Source organism: Streptomyces griseoloalbus, from assembly GCA_014650015.1.
In the GTDB taxonomy this organism is placed as follows: Bacteria; Actinomycetota; Actinomycetes; order Streptomycetales; family Streptomycetaceae; genus Streptomyces; species Streptomyces griseoloalbus.
This window is the reverse complement of record BMUD01000006.1, coordinates 267,536-287,164: the sequence shown is the minus strand read 5'-3', so window position 1 is coordinate 287,164 and position 19,629 is coordinate 267,536. Positions and strand designations below refer to the sequence as shown.

17 protein-coding genes are annotated in these 19,629 nt (G+C 72.9%); 5 read left to right on the top strand and 12 right to left on the bottom strand.

Annotation, left to right across the window (positions count from 1 at the left end; translation table 11 throughout):
• Positions 1 to 210: 210 nt before the first annotated feature.
• Positions 211 to 1,113 (bottom strand): TIGR01777 family oxidoreductase, encoded by a 903-nt coding sequence (locus IE178_RS11970; RefSeq protein WP_193512205.1) that lies wholly within the window; start codon positions 1,111 to 1,113, stop codon positions 211 to 213.
• Positions 1,114 to 1,185: 72 nt separating this feature from the next.
• Here IE178_RS11970 and IE178_RS11965 point away from each other — a divergent pair, with 72 nt between their 5' ends.
• Positions 1,186 to 1,677 (top strand): GNAT family N-acetyltransferase, encoded by a 492-nt coding sequence (locus IE178_RS11965; protein ID WP_184763288.1) that lies wholly within the window; start codon positions 1,186 to 1,188, stop codon positions 1,675 to 1,677.
• A gap of 10 nt (positions 1,678 to 1,687) precedes the next feature.
• On the opposite strand, the gene IE178_RS11960 is transcribed toward IE178_RS11965, so the two are convergent.
• On the bottom strand, positions 1,688 to 2,872 hold the full coding sequence (locus tag IE178_RS11960) for a MarP family serine protease (protein WP_193512204.1): 1,185 nt from the start codon (positions 2,870 to 2,872) through the stop codon (positions 1,688 to 1,690).
• A gap of 190 nt (positions 2,873 to 3,062) precedes the next feature.
• On the opposite strand from IE178_RS11960, the gene IE178_RS11955 reads away from it, so the two are divergent.
• Together IE178_RS11955 and IE178_RS11950 are read left to right on the top strand one after the other, a co-directional pair.
• A complete protein-coding gene (locus IE178_RS11955; protein ID WP_318279994.1) occupies positions 3,063 to 3,992 on the top strand; it encodes a peptidoglycan recognition protein family protein in 930 nt (309 codons plus the stop codon).
• On the top strand, positions 3,989 to 4,168 hold the full coding sequence (locus tag IE178_RS11950) for a hypothetical protein (RefSeq protein WP_184763291.1): 180 nt from the start codon (positions 3,989 to 3,991) through the stop codon (positions 4,166 to 4,168). Before IE178_RS11955 ends, IE178_RS11950 begins: the two co-directional genes overlap by 4 nt.
• Positions 4,169 to 4,195: 27 nt before the next feature.
• Here IE178_RS11950 and IE178_RS11945 read toward each other — a convergent pair whose 3' ends face one another.
• The 7 genes from IE178_RS11945 to IE178_RS11915 form a co-directional block, all read right to left on the bottom strand.
• Positions 4,196 to 4,714: a DUF4240 domain-containing protein gene (locus IE178_RS11945; protein WP_184763673.1), complete on the bottom strand. Its 519-nt coding sequence runs from the start codon at positions 4,712 to 4,714 to the stop codon at positions 4,196 to 4,198.
• A 52-nt stretch (positions 4,715 to 4,766) separates the two neighbouring features.
• Entirely contained in the window at positions 4,767 to 5,744 is a 978-nt protein-coding gene (locus IE178_RS11940; protein WP_184763292.1) for a helix-turn-helix transcriptional regulator, read from the bottom strand.
• Between the two features lie 59 nt (positions 5,745 to 5,803).
• Positions 5,804 to 8,506: a pyruvate dehydrogenase (acetyl-transferring), homodimeric type gene (gene aceE / locus IE178_RS11935; protein WP_184763293.1), complete on the bottom strand. Its 2,703-nt coding sequence runs from the start codon at positions 8,504 to 8,506 to the stop codon at positions 5,804 to 5,806.
• A gap of 393 nt (positions 8,507 to 8,899) precedes the next feature.
• Positions 8,900 to 9,523: a GntR family transcriptional regulator gene (locus IE178_RS11930; protein WP_184763294.1), complete on the bottom strand. Its 624-nt coding sequence runs from the start codon at positions 9,521 to 9,523 to the stop codon at positions 8,900 to 8,902.
• A 241-nt stretch (positions 9,524 to 9,764) separates the two neighbouring features.
• Complete coding sequence (gene sucB, locus IE178_RS11925) at positions 9,765 to 11,603, bottom strand: 2-oxoglutarate dehydrogenase, E2 component, dihydrolipoamide succinyltransferase (RefSeq protein WP_193512202.1); 1,839 nt, start codon at positions 11,601 to 11,603, stop codon at positions 9,765 to 9,767.
• A 64-nt stretch (positions 11,604 to 11,667) separates the two neighbouring features.
• Positions 11,668 to 13,056, bottom strand: coding sequence for a dihydrolipoyl dehydrogenase (gene lpdA, locus IE178_RS11920; protein WP_184763296.1), 1,389 nt, complete (start codon positions 13,054 to 13,056; stop codon positions 11,668 to 11,670).
• A gap of 262 nt (positions 13,057 to 13,318) precedes the next feature.
• Positions 13,319 to 14,851 (bottom strand): leucyl aminopeptidase, encoded by a 1,533-nt coding sequence (locus IE178_RS11915; RefSeq protein WP_193512201.1) that lies wholly within the window; start codon positions 14,849 to 14,851, stop codon positions 13,319 to 13,321.
• A 310-nt stretch (positions 14,852 to 15,161) separates the two neighbouring features.
• Here IE178_RS11915 and IE178_RS11910 point away from each other — a divergent pair, with 310 nt between their 5' ends.
• Positions 15,162 to 15,950, top strand: coding sequence for an endo alpha-1,4 polygalactosaminidase (locus IE178_RS11910; RefSeq protein WP_193512200.1), 789 nt, complete (start codon positions 15,162 to 15,164; stop codon positions 15,948 to 15,950).
• Here IE178_RS11910 and IE178_RS11905 read toward each other — a convergent pair.
• Together IE178_RS11905 and IE178_RS11900 are read right to left on the bottom strand one after the other, a co-directional pair.
• Positions 15,910 to 16,515 (bottom strand): RDD family protein, encoded by a 606-nt coding sequence (locus IE178_RS11905; protein WP_193512199.1) that lies wholly within the window; start codon positions 16,513 to 16,515, stop codon positions 15,910 to 15,912. The genes IE178_RS11910 and IE178_RS11905 overlap by 41 nt on opposite strands.
• Positions 16,516 to 16,598: 83 nt before the next feature.
• Positions 16,599 to 17,390, bottom strand: coding sequence for an adenosylcobinamide-GDP ribazoletransferase (locus IE178_RS11900; RefSeq protein WP_193512198.1), 792 nt, complete (start codon positions 17,388 to 17,390; stop codon positions 16,599 to 16,601).
• Positions 17,391 to 17,450: 60 nt separating this feature from the next.
• On the opposite strand from IE178_RS11900, the gene IE178_RS11895 reads away from it, so the two are divergent.
• Positions 17,451 to 18,203 carry a hypothetical protein gene (locus tag IE178_RS11895; protein WP_193512197.1) on the top strand — a complete coding sequence of 251 codons (753 nt, stop codon included), beginning with the start codon at positions 17,451 to 17,453 and terminating at the stop codon, positions 18,201 to 18,203.
• A 116-nt stretch (positions 18,204 to 18,319) separates the two neighbouring features.
• Here the strand turns inward: IE178_RS11895 and cobT are convergent, their stop codons facing one another.
• Positions 18,320 to 19,531: a nicotinate-nucleotide--dimethylbenzimidazole phosphoribosyltransferase gene (gene cobT / locus IE178_RS11890; RefSeq protein ID WP_318279993.1), complete on the bottom strand. Its 1,212-nt coding sequence runs from the start codon at positions 19,529 to 19,531 to the stop codon at positions 18,320 to 18,322.
• Between the last annotated feature and the right edge of the window lie 98 nt (positions 19,532 to 19,629).

Below are 19,629 nucleotides of genomic sequence, written 5' to 3'. Positions count from 1 at the left end.
GCCCTCAACAGGCCCCAGGGATACCCGAGTCCTGGTCGAGGTTAGGACCGTGATCGGCCCCGGGGTCAGTCGCGCATGGACAGAGCACGGGCGCACGACGGTCGCATACACACACCGGATGGGCACGATGTGGTCGCAGGGAGCTCAGTTCCTTGCGCATCGCCGTCGCGCGCGGTCATCTGCGGTTACGCGCCGCACGCTCGCGTGCGTTCACAGCGCCGCCCGGATCGCTCCCTCGATCCGGGGGAACGCGAACCGGAAGCCCGACTCCAGCAGCCGCGCCGGCACCACCCGGGCACTGCCCAGCACATCCCCGGCCATCTCCCCGAGCACCGTCCGCAGCACGGGCGCCGGCACCGCGAAGACCGCCGGCCGGTGCAGCACGTGAGCCATCGCCTCGGTGACCTCCCGGTTGGTCACCGGATGCGGGGCCGTCAGATTGAACGGCCCGGACAGCCCCTCGGTGTCCAGGAGATGGCGCAGCGCGGCCACCTCGTCGTGCAGCGCGACGAACGACCAGAACTGGCGCCCGTCGCCCATCCGCCCGCCCAGCCCCGCCCGGAACAGCGGGAAGAGCCGGCCCCACGCCCCGCCGCCGTGGGCCACCACCAGCCCGGTCCGCGCGAACGCGGTCCGCACGCCCGCCTCCCGCGCCGGTGCCGCGGCGGCCTCCCACTCCACGCACAATCGCGGCAGAAAGCCCTCGCCCGGTGGCGCGCTCTCGTCCACCGTCCGGTCACCGGTCTCGCCGTAGTAGCCGATCGCGCTGCCGTTCACGAACACCCGGGGCCGTACGCCCTCGGGCAGCCCGGCGACGGCCTCGGCGAGCGCGGCCGTGCCCCGCACCCGGCCGGCCCGGATCCGCGCCTTGTACGCCGCCGTCCAGCGCCGGTCGCCGACCCCGGCCCCCGCCAGGTTGACGACGGCGTCGCACCCGGCGAGCCCGTCCGCGTCCACGGAACCCCGCTCCGGATCCCACCGGACCTCGTCCGCCGCCCCCGGCGCACCCCGCACCAGCCGGACCACCTCGTGCCCGTCCGCCGTCAGGGACCGCACCAGGGCGCCGCCGATGAGCCCGGACGCACCGGCCACCGCGATTCGGGAACGTTCCATGGCGTCCATCCTGCCCCGCCCCGCCCGGAAATCACGGACATGGCCGGGCGCCCCGGCCGTACAGTGACCCTCATGCCCGAACCGCTCATACGCACCGCCCGCCCCGACGACGAGGGCGAACTGGCCCGCCTCGACCGCGCGACCTGGTCCCCGCTGCACGCCGTGACCCCGCCGCCGCAGCCGCCGTACGACTCCTTCTTCAGCGAGCGCTCCGGGCCCCGGGACCACCGTGTCGCCGAGTACGAGGGCCGGCTCGTCGGCTACGTCCGCCTCGGTTTCCCCACCGAGCTCGCCTCCAACACGCATGTGCGGCAGATCCGGGGCCTCGCCGTCGCGGGGGAGGCGCGCGGGCTGGGCGTGGGACGGGCCCTGGTGCGGGCCGCCGTCGCGGAGGCACGGGAGCGCGGCGCCCGCCGGATCACCCTGCGCGTGCTCGGCCACAACACCGCCGCCCGCAAGCTGTACGAGTCCGAGGGGTTCGTCGTGGAGGGCGTACAGCCGGAGGAGTTCTTCCTCGACGGCGCGTACGTCGACGACATCCTGATGGGCCGGTCCCTGATCTGACCGGCCGGCCCTACGAGATCGCCGGCTGCCCCGTGTCCACCGGCGCCGTCGCCCGCGCCGCGCGCTCCGCGTCGTCCGCGACCTCGTCCGCCGTCAGCACGTAACCGGTCTCGGCGTCCGAGGTCGAGCGCGCGAAGACCACGCCGTACACCCGGCCGCCGGTGGTCAGCAGCGGGCCGCCGGAGTTGCCGGGGCGGACCGTGGAGCGGATCGAGTAGACCTCACGGGTGACCGTCTCGTCGTTGTAGATGTTCTGCCCCCTGGCCTGCACCCGGCCGGCGACCGTCGCCGCCTGCAGGTTCAGGTCGCCGTCCTGCGGATAGCCGGCGACGACCGCCGCGTCGCCGCGCCCGGCGTCGTCGTCGAACCGCAGCACGGGCGCCCGCAGGTCCGGCACGTACAGCACGGCCACGTCCTTGCGCGGGTCGAACAGCACCACCCGCGCCTCATACGTCCGTCCGACCCCGCCCACGCGCACCGTCGGCTCGTCGATCCCGGCCACCACATGGGCGTTGGTCATCACGTGCTCCCGCGCGTACACGAAGCCGCTGCCCTCGCGGCCCTGGGTGCCCGCCACGCCCTCGACCTTCACCGTGCTGCGCTGGGCGGCCAGGGTGGCGGCCTCCGTGACGCTGTCCCCGGACGGCTCGGCGACCTCGGCCGTCGACTCGTTCTCGAACGGGTTGAACACCTGCGGGAAACCCGCCTCCGTCAGCGCCGTGGTGGCCCCGGAGAACCAGCCCGGAGTGGTGTCCGGCATCACGTCCTGCACCGAGCCCAGCAGCCGCGAGTCCCGGATCGCCGACGTCACCAGCGGGGACGAGGACGCGCCCAGCACGCTCGCCGCCACCCACGCCACGATCAGCACCGCCACCGAGTTGGCCACGGCGCCGCCGATCCCGTCCGCCACCCTCAGCGGCCCCCGGTCCAGCTCCCGCCGCAGCCGCAGCGCCGGCCGCCCCGCCAGCTCGTGGCCCGCCACCGCCGGCAGCAGCACCGTGAACACGGCCGCCACCGTCGCCCGGGTCGTCCCCGGTGTCACCAGGTCCATCACCCACGGCAGGAGCCACACACCGACGACCGCACCGCCCACGAATCCGGCCAGCGAGACACAGCCGGCCAGCAGACCGCGCCGGTAACCGGACGCCGCGTAGGCCAGGACGACCGGCAACAGCAGGATGTCGAGCAGGTCCACGCACGCCGCCTTTCTCTCGGGCCCACACATACGTGGGGGAGGGGCCCGTTGATCAGCCACGCGCGCGACGGCCGCGGGAATGCGGCCACGCGCGCGTGTACCGGGGAAAACGTCGCGGACCGGGACGATGGTTCCTCCGAGTGGCACACCACATATCGCGGACCGGGCGGACCGGATCCACAGTGAGACCATGCGTGTCCTCAGGAGACCGCGCGGAGCGCGGAAGCGCCGCTCCCCCCGGATACCCGGCGGGCCCGGCACCCCGCGCCTGCCCAGGGCCGTCACGGCACCGCTCGGCTGTCTGCCGGGCCTCGCCGCCGCCCTCGCCCTGGTGCTGTGCGCCTACGGCGTCGAACACGCCGCCGAGTCCCCCGCCGGTACCGCCGCGCGGACGACGGCCGCCCACCAGGCGCCCCGGCCGCCCATCGTGCCGCGCTCGGCCTGGCTGGGCGGCGACGCCCGCGAACAGCCGCGCCCGCGCTACGACGACGAGGTCGTCGCCGTCTTCATCCACCACACCGACTCGCCCAACGGCTACGACTGCGCGGACGCGCCCGGCATCATCCGCGGCCTGTACGAGGGCCAGATCCTCGGCCGCGACTGGGACGACCTCGGCTACAACTTCGTCGTCGACCGCTGCGGCACCATCTACGAGGGCCGCGCGGGAGGCGCCGACCGCGCCGTCACCGGCGCCCACACCCAGGGCTTCAACCACCGCACCACCGGTATCGCCGCCCTCGGCACCTTCACCGAGGGCGCCGACGTGCCGGGCGTGATGCTGCGGGCGATCGCCGCGGTGTCCGCCTGGAAGCTCGGCACGTCCGGCACCGACCCGCGCGCCGACGTCCGGCTGGTCTCCAGCAACGGCGGCAGCCGCTACGCGGCCGGCTCCACCGCCACGCTGCCCGCGCTCGCGGGCCACAGCGACGGCTACATGACCGACTGCCCGGGCGCCGCCCTGCAGGCACGCCTCCCGGACATCAGGACCCTCGCGGCCCGCCTCCAGGGCCGCGGCACACGGATCGACACCCGGCACGACACACAGAACGCCCTACAGGACAGCGACACACAGAACACCCCACAGAACAGCGACACACAGAACGAAGAGCAGATCCGATGAACGACAACACCCGTGACCGAAGTACCAACTGGGCGGACGCCCTGCGCCGCCCCTGGACGGCCCTGTGCGCCGTCGCGGCCGTCGTCCTGGGCCCGGCAGCCCACACCGCCTCCGCCCTCATGCAGGCGAACGCCGCACCCCTGCGCCACGCACCCGGCCCGCACCGCCGCCTGTGAACCGGCCCCCGGCGCGCCACCCGCGGCTCAGCCCCGGAACCGCTCCCAGAGCCGCGGGTAGCGTTCGGCGAGCAGGGCCTCGTTCTCGAAGTCGAGCGGCGTGCCCTCCGGCTCCGCCGGGGCCGGAGGCAGGCCGAGGTCGGACGCCACCGTGCCGGTGAGCTGCTCGTAGGCCTCGTCCGCCGCATAGCCGAGGTCCTCGCCGTCGCCGTCGATCTCCTCGTCGAAGTCGTCCAGCAGGTCGGCGAGCGCGTCCGGGTCGTGCAGCGCGCCCTCGAACACCTCCCGGCCCTGGCCGATCAGCCAGCACCGGAAGTAGTCGAACGCGTCGTCGCTCGCCCCGTCCAGCAGCACCCACGCGGCGCCCCACAGATCCCAGTGGTAGGCGCGGTGGTAGCGGGACTCGAAGTGACGGGCGAAGTCCAGGACCGCCTCCGGGTCCAGCCGCACGAGCCGCTCCACGAGCAGGTCGGCCTGCTCCTCCGGGTCGCCCTCGGCGTCCTCCCGCGCGGTGTCCACCAGCTCCCAGAACTCCGTCTCGTCCATCACGCGTCCAGCATCGGCCCTGGGAACGGGCGACGCACCCGGAGTGCGCGCACTATCGCGGCCGGTACAGCTCCGCCAGCCGTGCCGCCTGAGCCGCGAACCGCTCCCGCAGGCCCCGCGGTGCCAGCACCTCCACCTCCGCCCCCAGCGCCGTCAGCTGCGTATGGGCGACCTCCTCGGACTCCACCGGCAGGGTCACCGTCACCCGCCCGCCCCCGTCCGGCTCGTCCGCCCGGGCCAGCGCCTCCCGGGCCGACAGCGGATCAACGACGTACGGAAGCCGGCGCGCGCCCTCCGCCGACAGCCGCACCACGACCTCCGTCCGCAGGATCGAGCGCGCGAACTGCTCCGCCCGCTCTTCCCAGAACGCGGGCAGATCGAAGTCCTCCGCCCGCTCGAAGCGTGCCTCGCCCGTGTCCACCGCCGTGAACCGGTCGATCCGGTACACCCGGAAGGCCCCGCCCCCCGCCACCCGCGCGCACAGGTACCAGACGCCCGCCTTGAGCACGAGCCCGTACGGCTCCAACTCCCGCTCCACATCGGTGTCGTCGCGCCGGTAGCGGGTGGTGATCCGCCGGTCGTCCCACACCGCGTCGGCGACGGCGGGCAGCAGCTCCGGCGTCTGCGGCTCACGGAACCAGTTCGGGGCGTCCAGGTGGAAACGCTGCGCGGCCGTCCGGGACGCGTCCCGCAGGGACGGCAGCAGCGCCGCCGACACCTTCAGCCGGGCCGCCGATGCGGCGTCCTCCAGCCCCATCTCGCGCAGCGCGCCCGGCACCCCGGACAGGAACAGCGCCTCCGCCTCGCTGCGGGCCAGCCCCGTCAGCCGCGTCCGGTACCCGCCGACCAGCCGGTATCCGCCGATCCGCCCCCGGTCCGCGTACACCGGTACCCCGGCCTCCGACAGGGCCTGCGCGTCCCGGGTGACGGTCCGCTCCGACACCTCCAGCTCCCGCGCCAGCTCGGCGGCGGTCATGGACGGCCGGGACTGCAGCAACAGCACCATTTTGATCAACCGGGCAGCACGCATGGGGCCCATCATGCAAGAGGCCCCCGCCGCGGCGGGGGCCTCCTGCACGATCAGGCCTTTCAGAGGCCGTACTTCTCGCGCGCTTCCTTCACGGCCGCCGCCCGCACCTCGCCGCGCCGGGCCAGCTGGGCCAGGGCCGCGACGACGATGGACTCGGCGTCGACACCGAAGTGGCGGCGGGCCGCGTCACGGGTGTCCGACAGACCGAAGCCGTCGGCGCCCAGCGACGTGTAGTCCTGCTCGACCCACTGCGCGATCTGGTCCGGGACCTGGCGCATGTAGTCGGAGACCGCCAGCACCGGGCCCTCGGCGCCCTGCAGCGCCTGCCGGACGAACGGCATCCGGTCCTCGCCGCGCAGCAGCGCCTCGTCGGCCTCCATGGCGTCCCGGCGCAGCTCCGTCCACGAGGTGGCGGACCAGACGTCGGCGGCCACGCCCCACTCCTCGGAGAGCATCCGCTGCGCCTTCAGCGCCCAGTGGATCGCCGTACCGGAGCCGAGCAGCTGGATGCGCGGGGAGTTCGCCGCCGGGGACAGGCCGGCCGACTCCGCCGTGTTGAAGCGGTACAGGCCCTTGACGATGCCCTCGTCGACACCGGCGGCCGACGGCTTGGCGGGCTGCGGCAGCGGCTCGTTGTAGACCGTCAGGTAGTAGAAGACGTTCTGGTCCTCGCCGGGCAGGGCCTCGCCGAACATCCGGCGCAGACCCTCCTTGACGATGACCCCGATCTCGTACGCGAACGCCGGGTCGTACGTCAGCGCCGCCGGGTTGGTCGCCGCGATGACCGGCGAGTGGCCGTCGGCGTGCTGCAGGCCCTCGCCCGTCAGCGTCGTACGGCCGGCCGTGGCGCCGACGAGGAAGCCGCGGCCGAGCTGGTCGCCGAGCTGCCACATCTGGTCGCCGGTGCGCTGCCAGCCGAACATCGAGTAGTAGATGTAGAACGGGATCATCGTCTCGCCGTGCGTCGCGTACGACGTCGAGGCGGCGATGAACTCGGCCATGGCACCGGCCTCGGTGATGCCCTCGTTGAAGATCTGCCCGTTCTTGGCTTCCTTGTAGTACATCAGCTGGTCGCGGTCGACCGGCTCGTACGTCTGCCCCATCGGCGAGTAGATGCCGAGGGACGGGAAGAGGCTCTCCATGCCGAAGGTGCGCGCCTCGTCGGGGACGATCGGCACCCAGCGCCTGCCGGTCTCCTTGTCGCGGACCAGGTCCTTGACCAGGCGGACGAAGGCCATGGTGGTGGCCACGTTCTGCGAGCCGGAGCCCTTGTCGAAGGCGGTGAACGCCTTGTCGGCGGGCGCGGGCAGCGGGGCGACCGGGTGGACGCGGCGGGCCGGGGCCGGACCGCCGAGCGCCGCGCGGCGCTCCTGGAGGTAACGGACCTCGGGGGAGTCGGCGCCCGGGTGACCGTAGGGGACCACGCCGTCGACGAAGTCGCTGTCCTTGACCGGCAGGCCCAGGCGGTCGCGCATCGCCTTGAACTCGTCCACCGTCAGCTTCTTCATCTGGTGGTTGGCGTTCTTCGAGGCGAAGCCGTCACCGAGGGTGTGGCCCTTGACCGTCTGCGCCAGGATCACGGTCGGCGCGCCCTTGTGGGCGAGCGCGGCCTTGTAGGCGGCGTAGACCTTGCGGGCCTCGTGGCCGCCGCGCGAGAAGTGGAAGCACTCGAGGATCTTGTCGTCGCTCAGCAGCTTCGCCATCTCGACGAGCGCCGGGTCCTTGCCGAAGAAGTCCTCGCGGATGTAGGCGGCGTCGCGCGTCTGGTACGTCTGCACCTGCGCGTCGGGTACCTCGCGCAGCCGGCGGACCAGCGCGCCCGTGGTGTCGAGCTGGAACAGCTCGTCCCACGCCGTGCCCCACAGGGTCTTGATGACGTTCCAGCCGGCGCCGCGGAACTGGGCCTCCAGCTCCTGCACGATCTTGAAGTTGGCGCGGACCGGGCCGTCCAGGCGCTGCAGGTTGCAGTTGATGACGAAGGTCAGGTTGTCCAGCTGCTCGCGGGAGGCGAGGGTGAGCGCGGTCGTCGACTCGGGCTCGTCCATCTCGCCGTCACCGAGGAACGCCCAGACGTGCGATTCGGAGACGTCCTTGATGCCGCGGCTGGTCAGGTAACGGTTGAACCGCGCCTGGTAGATCGCGGAGATCGGCCCGAGGCCCATGGAGACCGTCGGGAACTCCCACAGCCAGGGCAGGCGCCGCGGGTGCGGATACGAGGGAAGGCCGTTGCCGCCCGCCTCACGGCGGAAGTTGTCCAGGTGGCCCTCGTTGATCCGGCCGTCGAGGAAGGCGCGGGCGTAGATGCCGGGGGAGGCGTGGCCCTGGATGTAGAGCTGGTCGCCCGAGCCGTCGCCCTCCTTGCCGCGGAAGAAGTGGTTGAAGCCGGTCTCGTAGAGCCACGCGGCGGAGGCGAAGGTGGCGATGTGGCCGCCGACGCCGTATTTGCTGCCGCGGGTCACCATGGCCGCCGCGTTCCAGCGGTTCCAGGCGGTGATCCGCTGCTCCATCTCCTCGTCGCCGTCCACGGCGGGCTCGGCGGAGGTGGGGATGGTGTTGACGTAATCGGTCTCGAGGAGCTTCGGCAGCGCGATGCCGGCGCCCTCGGCGCGCTCCAGCGTGCGGCGCATCAGGTACGCGGCACGGTGCGGCCCGGCCGCCTTGGTGACGGCGTCCAGGGAGGCCTGCCACTCGGCGGTCTCCTCGGGGTCGCGGTCCGGGAGCTGGTCGAGCTCGCTCGGCTGGATGGCGTTGGGGTCGGTCATGTCGCCGCCTTCCTCAGTCGAAGGGGGTTCCCTCATCGGTAAGGGTTCGGGGTGCCCTTGGTCTTTGGCAGGACAGGGCGGGGGCTCCGGTGGAAGCCCGCTGGCGACTGTAACTCGCTGATCGATGATCGATCAAAGGGTTGAGGGGCAAAATCTCTTGATCACGAGAAAGTAGGCACGGGGTGCCTCCGGCGGTGGCACCGGGTGACTGTCGCGTCGGGGGTTTGCGCAGGTGAGGCGGGGTGCGCGCAAGAGAGCTCGGGTGGTGACGCCGGGGGGCGAGTGCGGGTACGTCGTGGCTGTTCGCCCGGTTCCCGGCGGCCCCGAGGTTTGTCGGGGCCGCCGGGAACCGGGCGAACGGGGCCCGGGGGGGGCGGGGGCGAAGGGAACCTTCTACGCCCGCGGCGCGCACCCCAGCACGTGCGCCTTGACCAGCTCCGGGATCCGCGGATCCCGCCGCCGAAACGCGGCGACCAGTTCCTCGTGCTCCTCCGCGTACGACTGCTGCACCGTCCCCAGCCACCGTATCGACAGCGCCGTGAACACCTCGATCCCCAGCCCCTCCCACGTGTGCAGCAGCACCGAGTTCCCGGCCGCCCGCACCAGCTCACGGTGGAACGCCACCGTGTGCCGCACCTGCCCGGTCCCGTCGGACAGCCGGTCCGCCTCGTACAGCGCCGCGACGTGCGGCTCCAGCGCCGAGCAGTCCTCCGCCAGCCGCGCCGCCGCCAGCTCCGCCGCGATCGCCTCCAGGCCGGCCCGGACCGGGTAGCTCTCCTCCAGGTCGGCGGCCGTCAGGTTCCGCACCCGCACGCCCTTGTTCGGCGCCGACTCGATCAGCCGCAGCGACTCCAGCTCGCGCAGCGCCTCCCGCACCGGCGTCTGGCTGACCTCCAGCTCGGTCGCGATCCGCCGCTCCACGATCCGCTCGCCCGGCTTCCAGCGTCCGCTGATGATCCCTTCCAGGATGTGCTCGCGGATCTGTTCGCGCAGCGAGTGGACGACGGGCGCGGTCATGAGGGCTCCTTAGACAGGGGCTCACCGGCCCCCCAGAGGGCGTTGACGCTTAGACAATACGGCGGCCGGCCCGCGCGGGAGCGGCGCACGAGGGCGCTTTCGCCCAGGTGAGACGAGACTTACACGGTCCATACAGCCGCCGCGTGGCGGCACCATGGTCACCGAACGCCGGTGCCCCCGCCCGGGAAGCTTCACCAGCTTCCGGACGGGGGCACCGTACGACCGTGTCAGTGACCGCGGGTCACAGGCCGAGCTCGACCTCGAACTCGCCCGCCTCCAGGATCGCCTTGACCGCCGTCAGGTAACGGGCCGCGTCGGCACCGTCCACCAGGCGGTGGTCGTAGGAGAGGGTCAGGTAGGTCATGTCGCGGACGCCGATGACCGTGCCCTCCTCGGTCTCGATGACGGCCGGACGCTTGACCGTGGCACCGATGCCGAGGATCGCGACCTGGCCCGGGGGCACGATGATCGTGTCGAACAGCGCGCCGCGCGAACCGGTGTTGCTGATGGTGAAGGTGCCACCCGCCAGCTCGTCCGGCGTGATCTTGTTGCCGCGGACCTTGGACGCGAGGTCGGCCGTGGCCTTGGCGATACCGGCGATGTTGAGGTCACCGGCGTTCTTGATGACCGGGGTCATCAGGCCCTTCTCGGAGTCCACCGCGATACCGATGTGCTCGGTGTCGAAGTAGGTGATGGTCCCCTCGGCCTCGTTGATCTTGGCGTTGACGGCCGGGTGGGCCTTCAGCGCCTGGGCCGCGGCCTTGACGAAGAACGGCATCGGGGAGAGCTTGACGCCCTCGCGCGCCGCGAACGCGTCCTTGGCCCGGGCGCGCAGCTTCATCAGACGGGTGACGTCGACCTCGACGACCGAGGACAGCTGGGCCTGCTCGTGCAGGGCCTTGACCATGTTGTCGCCGATGACCTTGCGGATCCGCGGCATCTTCACGGTCTGACCGCGCAGCGGGGAGGTCTCGAGGACCGGGGCCTTCTTCGGCGCGGCGGCCGGAGCCGCCGCGGCCGGAGCCGGGGCAGCCGCGGCGGCCTTCGCGGCCTCGGCGGCGGTGATGACGTCCTGCTTGCGGATACGGCCGCCGACGCCGGTGCCCTGGACGGTGGACAGGTCGACGCCGTTCTCGGCGGCGAGCTTGCGCACCAGCGGGGTGACGTAGGCGCCCTCGTCCGTCGGCTGGGCGGCGGCGGGCGCGGCCGGAGCGGCGGCCGGGGCCGGGGCGGCCGGGGCAGGCGCGGGAGCCGGCGTGACCTGCTGCGGAGCCGGAGCCGGAGCCGGAGCCGGGGCCGCGGGGGCCTGCGGAGCCGGGGCCGGAGCCGGGGCGGCCGGAGCGGGAGCCGGGGCGGCCTGCTGCGGCGCCGGGGCGGGCGCGGGCTGCGCCGGGGCCTCGGGAGCGGCCGGGGCCGGGGCGGCCGCCGGAGCGGCGCCGGCCTCGCCGATGACGGCGAGCTTGGCACCCACCTCGGCCGTCTCGTCCTCGCCGACCACGATCTCCAGCAGGGTGCCGGAGGCGGGGGCGGGGATCTCGGTGTCGACCTTGTCCGTCGACACCTCCAGCAGCGGCTCGTCGGCCTCGACGGTGTCACCGACCGACTTCAGCCAGCGGGTGACGGTGCCCTCGGTGACGGACTCGCCGAGCGCGGGCAGGACCACGTCCGTGCCCTCGGCGCCGCCGCCGCCGGCCGCGGCCTCGGCGGTGGGCGCCGGGGCGGGAGCGGCCTGCTCGGTGGACGGCTGCGCGGCCGGGGCCGGCTCGGGGGCCGGCGGGGCGGCCTGCTCGGCGACGGGCGCCTGCTCGGCGGCCGGGGCCGGGGCAGCGGCGGGAGCACCGCTGCCGTCGTCGATCAGCGCCAGCTCGGCGCCGACCTCGACCGTCTCGTCCTCGGCGACCTTGATGGAGGACAGCACACCGGAAGCGGGTGCGGGGATCTCGGTGTCGACCTTGTCGGTGGAGACCTCGAGCAGCGGCTCGTCGGCCTCGACGCGCTCGCCCTCGGCCTTCAGCCAGCGGGTGACAGTGCCCTCGGTGACGCTCTCGCCGAGCGCCGGAAGGGTTACGGAAACCGGCATGGTTTCGGTTGCTCCTTATGAAAGTGCGGAAGTCTGTGTCGTCGCGCCCGATGGACTGGGGGCGTCAGTCGTGGGCGTGGAGGGGCTTTCCGGCCAGGGCCAGGTGGGCCTCGCCGAGCGCCTCGTTCTGCGTCGGGTGGGCGTGCACGAGCTGGGCCACCTCGGCCGGCAGCGCCTCCCAGTTGTAGATCAGCTGGGCTTCGCCGACCTGCTCGCCCATGCGGTCGCCGACCATGTGGACGCCGACCACCGCACCGTCCTTGACCTGGACGAGCTTGATCTCGCCCGCGGTCTTGAGGATCTTGCTCTTGCCGTTGCCCGCCAGGTTGTACTTCAGGGCGACGACCTTGTCCGCGCCGTAGATCTCCTTGGCCTTGGCCTCGGTGATGCCGACGGAGGCGACCTCCGGGTGGCAGTACGTCACCCGCGGGACGCCGTCGTAGTCGATCGGGACGGTCTTCAGACCGGCCAGGCGCTCCGCCACCAGGATGCCCTCGGCGAAGCCGACGTGCGCGAGCTGGAGGGTCGGGACGAGGTCACCGACGGCCGAGATGGTCGGGACGTTGGTGCGCATGTACTCGTCGACCAGGACGTAGCCGCGGTCCATGGCGACCCCGGCCTCCTCGTAACCCAGACCCTGGGAGACCGGGCCGCGGCCGACGGCGACGAGCAGGACCTCGGCCTCGAACTCCTTGCCGTCCGCCAGGGTGACCTTGACGCCGTCCTGGGTGTACTCGGCCTTCTGGAAGAACGTGCCCAGGTTGAACTTGATGCCGCGCTTGCGGAAGGCGCGCTCCAGCAGCTTGGAGGAGTTCTCGTCCTCGACCGGCACGAGGTGCTTCAGGCCCTCGATGACCGTGACGTCGGAGCCGAACGACTTCCACGCGGAGGCGAACTCGACACCGATCACGCCGCCGCCCAGGACGATCGCGGACTTCGGCACGCGGTCCAGGACCAGGGCGTGGTCGGAGGAGATGATGCGGTCGCCGTCGATCTGCAGGCCCGGCAGCGACTTCGGCACGGAGCCGGTCGCCAGCAGGATGTGACGGCCCTGGACACGCTGACCGTTCACGTCGACGGAGGTGGGGGAGGACAGCCGGCCCTCACCCTCGATGTAGGTCACCTTGCGGGAGGCGATGAGCCCCTGCAGGCCCTTGTAGAGACCGGAGACGACCTCGTCCTTGTACTTGTGGACGGCCGGTACGTCGATGCCCTCGAAGCTGGCCTTCACACCGAACTGCTCGCTCTCGCGGGCCTGGTCGGCGATCTCGCCCGCGTGCAGCAGGGCCTTGGTGGGGATGCATCCCCGGTGCAGGCAGGTACCGCCGACCTTGTCCTTCTCGATCAGGGCGACGTCCAGGCCCAGCTGAGCCCCGCGCAGGGCCGCGGCGTAACCACCGCTGCCACCGCCGAGGATCACTAGGTCGAAAACGGTGCTGGCGTCGTTCGCCACGTCACGTCCTCCATGCATGTGCGCCACGCCGGTCTCCAGTGACCGGTCGGCGGCTGGTGTGCGGCCGCTTGTTGCCTCGGCCCTTCGGTGGGGGCCCTGTCCTGCCGAGCCCCATCTTCGCACCTGTCGGCACGGAACGAGACGCCGGGCAGACATGTGAGACGCCCCACGTCTTCGGCCGGGTGAGCGGTGGGGGCCTCGCCCTCCCCGCGGTGGGGGCCTCGCCCTGCCCGCGGGCGAGGCCCCGTCACCCGGAGAAGGGTCAGCTCAGGTCGCCGGACGCGGCCCGCTCCGCGAGCCGGACCAGCGTGCGCACCGCCGAACCCGTGCCGCCCTTGGGCGTGTAGCCGAAGGGGCCGCCCTCGTTGAAGGCCGGGCCGGCGATGTCGAGGTGGGCCCAGGTGATGCCCTCGCCGACGAACTCGCGCAGGAACAGGCCGGCGACCAGGCCGCCGCCCATCCGCTCGCCCATGTTGGCGATGTCGGCCGTGGCCGAGTCCATCCCCTTGCGCAGGTGCTCCGGCAGCGGCATCGGCCACGCCGGCTCGCCGACCTCCTCGGCGGCCTCGTGCACGGCGGAGCGGAACGCGTCGTCGTTCGCCATGATGCCGAACGTGCGGCTGCCCAGCGCCAGCATCATCGCGCCGGTCAGGGTCGCGACGTCCACGATCGCGTCCGGCTTCTCCTGGGAGGCGGCCCACAGCGCGTCCGCGAGCACGAGACGGCCCTCGGCGTCGGTGTTGAGCACCTCCACGGTCTTGCCGCTGTACATGCGCAGCACGTCACCCGGACGGGTCGCCGAGCCCGAGGGCATGTTCTCGGCCAGCGCCAGCCAGCCGGTGACGTTGACCTCCAGGCCGAGGCGGGCGGCGGCGACGACGGCGGCGAACACGGCGGCGGCACCGCTCATGTCGCACTTCATCGTCTCGTTGTGACCGGCCGGCTTCAGCGAGATGCCGCCCGAGTCGTAGGTGATGCCCTTGCCGACCAGGGCGAGGTGCTTCTTCGCCTTGGACGAGGTGTACGACAGCTTCACCAGGCGCGGACCCGACGCCGAGCCGGCGCCGACGCCGAGGATGCCGCCGTAGCCGCCCTTGGTCAGGGCCTTCTCGTCGAGCACCTGCACCTTGATGCCGTGCTCCTTGGCCGCCGCCTGGGCGACGGCGGCGAACGCCTCGGGGTTGAGGTCGTTCGGCGGGGTGTTGATCAGGTCGCGGGCGCGGTTGAGCTCCTCGGCGACGGCGGTGGCCCGCTCGACGGCGGCCTTGTACGCCTTGTCGCGGGGCTTCCCGCCGACCAGCGCGGCCTCGGCGAGCGGCGCCTTGCCGTTCTTGCCGCCGTTGCCGTTGTCCTTGTAGGCGTCGAAGGAGTACGCGCCGAGCAGCACGCCCTCGGCGACCGCGCCGGCGTCGGCGGCGTCCGTCAGGGGCAGGGCGAACGCGGCCTTCTTGGAGCCGGCGAGGGTGCGGGCGGCCACGCCGGCCGCCTTGCGCAGGGCCTCGGTGCCGTAGCCGGCGTCCTTCTCGGGCTGGGCGCCGAGGCCCACCGCCACCACGAGCGGCGCCTTGAAGCCGGCCGGCGCGGGGAGCTTCGTCACCTCGCCCTCGGCACCCGACGCGCCGAGCGTCTCCAGGACGCCGGCGAGCCTGCCGTCGTACGCCTGGTCCACGGCCTCGGCGCCCGGTGCGACGACCGGGGCGCCGGACTTCGACGCCGAACCCTTGGCGACACCGATCACGATCGCGTCGGCCCGCAGGCCGGGGACCGCGGCGGTGCTGAGAGTGAGAGCAGTCACGGTGGTGAAATCTCGCTTCCGATGTGAAGTTGCAATGGCCGAAAGGTGTGGGTCGACCGGGCCCGGCAGCCGACCCTAGTTGCCATGTGCGGGTGCGGTCCCGTCGGGGCCTTCCCCGGTGCGGCGAACACTCCGAACGAGACTACGCGCGGATGTGCGTCCGCTCATTCACGCCTGGTCACCATCCGGTGACGCCGTGGCCGTGGTGGGGGCCCCGCCGTCGGGCCGTCGGGCGGCGACGATCATCCTTGGGGTTCCTGTGTGCCCCCCGCGGTGCCGACCACGCCGCCACCCGTCCTGGAGACCCCCGGTGAGACGACCGTCCCTGCTTGTCGCACTGCTCGCCCTGTTGCTGGCCGCCTGCACCACCGCACCCGAGCCCGATGCGAAGGCGCCCGGCGACCGGTGGACGCCACGGCCCGGCACCCACTGGCAGTGGCAGCTCAGCGGGCGCCTCGACACCTCCGTCGACGTCCCGGTCTACGACATCGACGGCTTCGACCACTCCGGGGACACGGTCGCGAAGCTGCACCGCGACGGCCGCAAGGTCATCTGCTATCTGTCCACCGGCGCCTGGGAGGACTTCCGCCCGGACGCGGACGACTTCCCGAAGTCGGTGATCGGCCGGGGCAACGGCTGGGAGGGCGAGCGCTGGCTCGACATCCGCCGCACCGACGTACTGGAGCCGATCATGGCGGAACGCATCGACATGTGCCGCGACAAGGGCTTCGACGCGGTGGAGCCGGACAACATGGACGGCTACCGCAACCGCACCGGATTCCCGCTCACCGCCGACGACCAGCTCCGCTACAACCGCCTCGTCGCCCGGCTCGCCCACGAGCGCGGTCTGGCCGTCGGCCTGAAGAACGACCTCGACCAGATCCCGGAGCTGGTCGACGACTTCGACTTCGCGGTCAACGAACAGTGCGCCCAGTACGGCGAATGCGCGAAGTTGACGCCGTTCGTCGAGGCGGACAAGGCCGTCTTCCACGTCGAGTACGAGCTGCCCACCGACCGCTTCTGCGCCGACTCCCGGCGCCTGAAGCTGAGTTCCCTGCTCAAGAAGTACGAACTCGACGCATGGCGTCGGGCCTGCTGAGGCTCACGCCGGTCACGGACGTGCCCGCCATCCGGTCGGCGAGGGAGCGCCGGGCCCGGCCGAGCACGGGCAGCGCGTTGAACAGGAACAGCACCACCGCGGCCGCCCAGACCAGCACCGACAGCGCGATCTCTCCCTCGACCAGCAGCACACAGGCCACTGCGTACAGGGCGACGTCCGCCACCGTGGTCACCGCCGCCCGCAGCGCCGCCCTGCCGGGCATCCGCGGGGTGACCTTCAGCCCGGTCAGCCCCTTGCCGACGGTGCGTCCGGCGAGGGCGAGGCACACCCACTGGTAGAGGAACGTCGCCACGATCAGCAGCCCGAAGGCCTGCTCGACGTACAGCACCGACTTGTTCCACAGCAACATGCCGAGGTCCTCGGAGGCGTCGACCACGTCACCGCGCGAGACCAGCAGGTCGAAGCCGCCGCGGGTGGCGAGTTCCGGCACGTCGGTGACGAGGGTGGAGATCCGCTGGAAGGTGAGTACCGCGAGTCCCGACGCCAGCGCCATTACCAGCGCGAAGTCGATGAACCAGGCCGTGGCACGACGGAATGCCGACATCAACGTCCCCCGTTGTTCGGTGAGTTCGGCAGACCAGGCTAACCGCGGGGTGCGCGGGGCCACAGGGGGACGAGGAGACCGTTTCAGCCCAGTGACATGACGACGAGCGCGGCCGTCGCCGCGGTCTCCGCGAGCCCGCCGAACACATCACCGGTGACCCCGCCGAAACGGCGGACACAGTGCCGCAGCAGGAGTTCGGCGACCGCGACGGCCAGCGCCACCGCGAGCACGGCACGGACGACGCCGTACGCCCCGAGGAACGCGGCCCCGGCCGCCGCCGCTCCGGTGACCGCGAGCGCCACGCCCACCGCGCCCGCCACCGGAACGACCCCCGCGACCGCCGCGCCCAGCCCCTCCGGGCGGGCGGGCGGCACTCCGGTGCGGGCGGCCAGGGTGAGGGCCAGCCGCGCCACGACCGCCGACACCACGGCGGCGAGCGCGCCGCGCGCCCAGGAACCGGCGTACGCCTCGGCCAGCGCGGCCACCTGGGCCAGCAGGACGAGGACGAGGGCGAGCACCCCGAACGGCCCGATGTCGGACTGCTTCATGATCCGCAGCGCGTCCTCGGCGGGCTTGGCGCTGCCGAGCCCGTCCGCGGTGTCGGCGAGCCCGTCGAGATGCAGCCCCCGGGTCAGGGCGGCCGGTACGGCGACCGTGGCGACGGCGGCGAGCAGCGCGCCCGCGCCGAGGAGCAGCAGCAGGAGTCCCACGGCGGCGGCCACGGCGCCGACCACCAGTCCGGCCAGCGGGGCGCACTGCATGCCGGCGCGTGCGGCCGGGCGGTCCCAGCGGGTGACCCGCACCGGGAGCACGGTGAGGGTGCCGAAGGCGAAGCGGAGGCCGTCGGCCGGGGGAGTGGTGAAGGGCGCGGGCATCGGCGCAGATTACCCGGCGGTCACCAGGGCGCCCGTGGCAGCCATGGATAAAGTGCGCATATGGGACATTGGCTGGATCGGAACGTCATCGAGCCGGGCAAGCTGCCGCTGCTCCTCGCCCTCGCCGCCTTCGTCCTCACCTTCGTGATCACCCGGGTCGTCACCCGTCTGATCCGGGCCGGCAAGGGCCCCTTCGGCAACGTCACGGCCGGCGAGGTGCACATCCACCATGTGGTGCCCGGCGTCATCCTCACCGTGAGCGGCGGCTTCGGCGCGGTGGCGGGCGGCCGGCACGGCTTCGGGTCGGCGCTCAGCGCGGTCCTCTTCGGGATCGGCGCGGGGCTCGTCCTGGACGAGTTCGCCCTGATCCTGCACCTCGACGACGTCTACTGGACCGAGGCCGGCCGCAAGAGCGTGGAGATGGTCGTCCTCACCGCCGCCCTGGTCGGCCTGCTGCTGGTCGGGTTCGCGCCGTTCGGCGTCAACGACCTGACCGAGGGCGAACTCCAGGACCGCGCGAGTGTCGCCGCGAACGTCGCCGTGAACTTCCTCTTCTCGCTCATCGCCCTGAGCAAGGGCAAGACACGCATCGCCGTCTTCGGCGTGATCGTTCCCGTCGTGGCACTGATCGGCTCCCTGCGGCTGGCCCGCCCCGACTCCCCGTGGGCCAGACGCTTCTACCGACGCCGCCCCCGCGCGCGGGCCAGGGCCACCCTGCGCGCCTACCACCACGACCGCCGCTGGTCCGGCCCCCGCCGAGCCGTCCAGGACTGGCTCGGCGGCAAACCGGACCCGGACCCGCCGCGCCCCTGAAGTCCGCCAGGGGCGCGGGGAACTGCGCGAACGGGGGTCCGGGGGCGGAGCCCCCGGGGACGGGACGGGAAGGGGCGGCGGGGGCGAGGAAAAGAGCAGGCACCCGCCTCCCTCCCTCACTCCGGCTTCGCCAGGCCCCCCGGCTCCTCCGCGGCCTGCTCCTCAGGCTCCCCCGGCTTCCCCGGCTCCTCCGCGGCCTGCTCCTCAGGCTCCCCCGGCTTCCCCGGCTCCTCCGCGGCCTGCTTCTCAGGCTCCCCCGGCTTCTCCGGCTCTTCCGAAGCCTCCGGCTTCGCCGGCAGCTCCGCCGCCAGGGCGGCGGCCGCCTGGACCAGGGGGAGGGCCATCAGCCCACCCGTGGCCTCGCCGACGGTGACGCCGTGGGAGAGGAGGGGCTCCAGGGCCATCCGGTCCAGCGCCTTCGCCTGCCCCGGCTCACCGCTGTCGTGCGCGGCCAGCCACCAGTCCGGCGCCCGGAACGCCACCCGCTGGGCCACCAGCGCGCACGCCGCCGTCACGACCCCGTCGAGCACGACCGGCAGCTTGCGCACCGCGGCCTGCAGCAGGAAGCCCGTCATCGCGGTCAGATCGGCCCCGCCGACCGTCGCGAGGAGCTGCAGCTGATCGCCCAGCACCGGCCTGGCCCGGCGCAGCGCGTCACGGATCGCCGCACACTTGCGCATCCACGCCAGATCGTCGATCGCCAGTCCACCGCGCCCGGTCACCACCGACGCGTCCGTCCCGCACAGCGCGGCCACCAGCACGCCCGCCGCGGTGGTCCCGCCCACGCTCACATCGCCGAGCACCACCAGATCCGTACCGGAGTCGGCCTCCTCGTCGGCCACGGCCATCCCCGCCCGGAAGGCCGCCTCCGCCTCCTGCGCACTCAGCGCGTCCTCGATGTCGATCCGCCCGCTGCCCCGCCGCACCCGGTGCCGTACGACGTCCTCGGGCAGCGACTCCGGATCGCAGTCCAGCGCCATGTCGACCACCCGCACCGGTACCCCCAGGCGCCGGGCCAGCACCGACACCGGACGGCCACCCTCCAGCACCTCGCGCACCAGCCCGGTGGCGCTGCCCGCGGCCCGCGCGGAGACACCCAGCTCGGCGATCCCGTGATCACCGGCGAACAGCACGACCCGTGGCCGCTCGATCGGCCGCACCGGCACCGCCGACTGCGCCGCCGCCAGCCACTCACCCAGGTCGTCGAGGCGGCCCAGCGATCCGGGCGGCACGATCCGGCCCTCCCGGTGCGCCTCCGCGTCGCGGCGCACCCCGCCGTCCGGACGCTCGATCAGATCGGTGAAGTCGTCGAGATTAAGCGAGCTCATTCGCCGAACAGTACCGGCCCCGCTCGAACACGACGGCGTGCCGGTCGGCGCCGCGTGCACGGCCCCACCCGCACCACGCCACCCCGGCGCCGATGCAC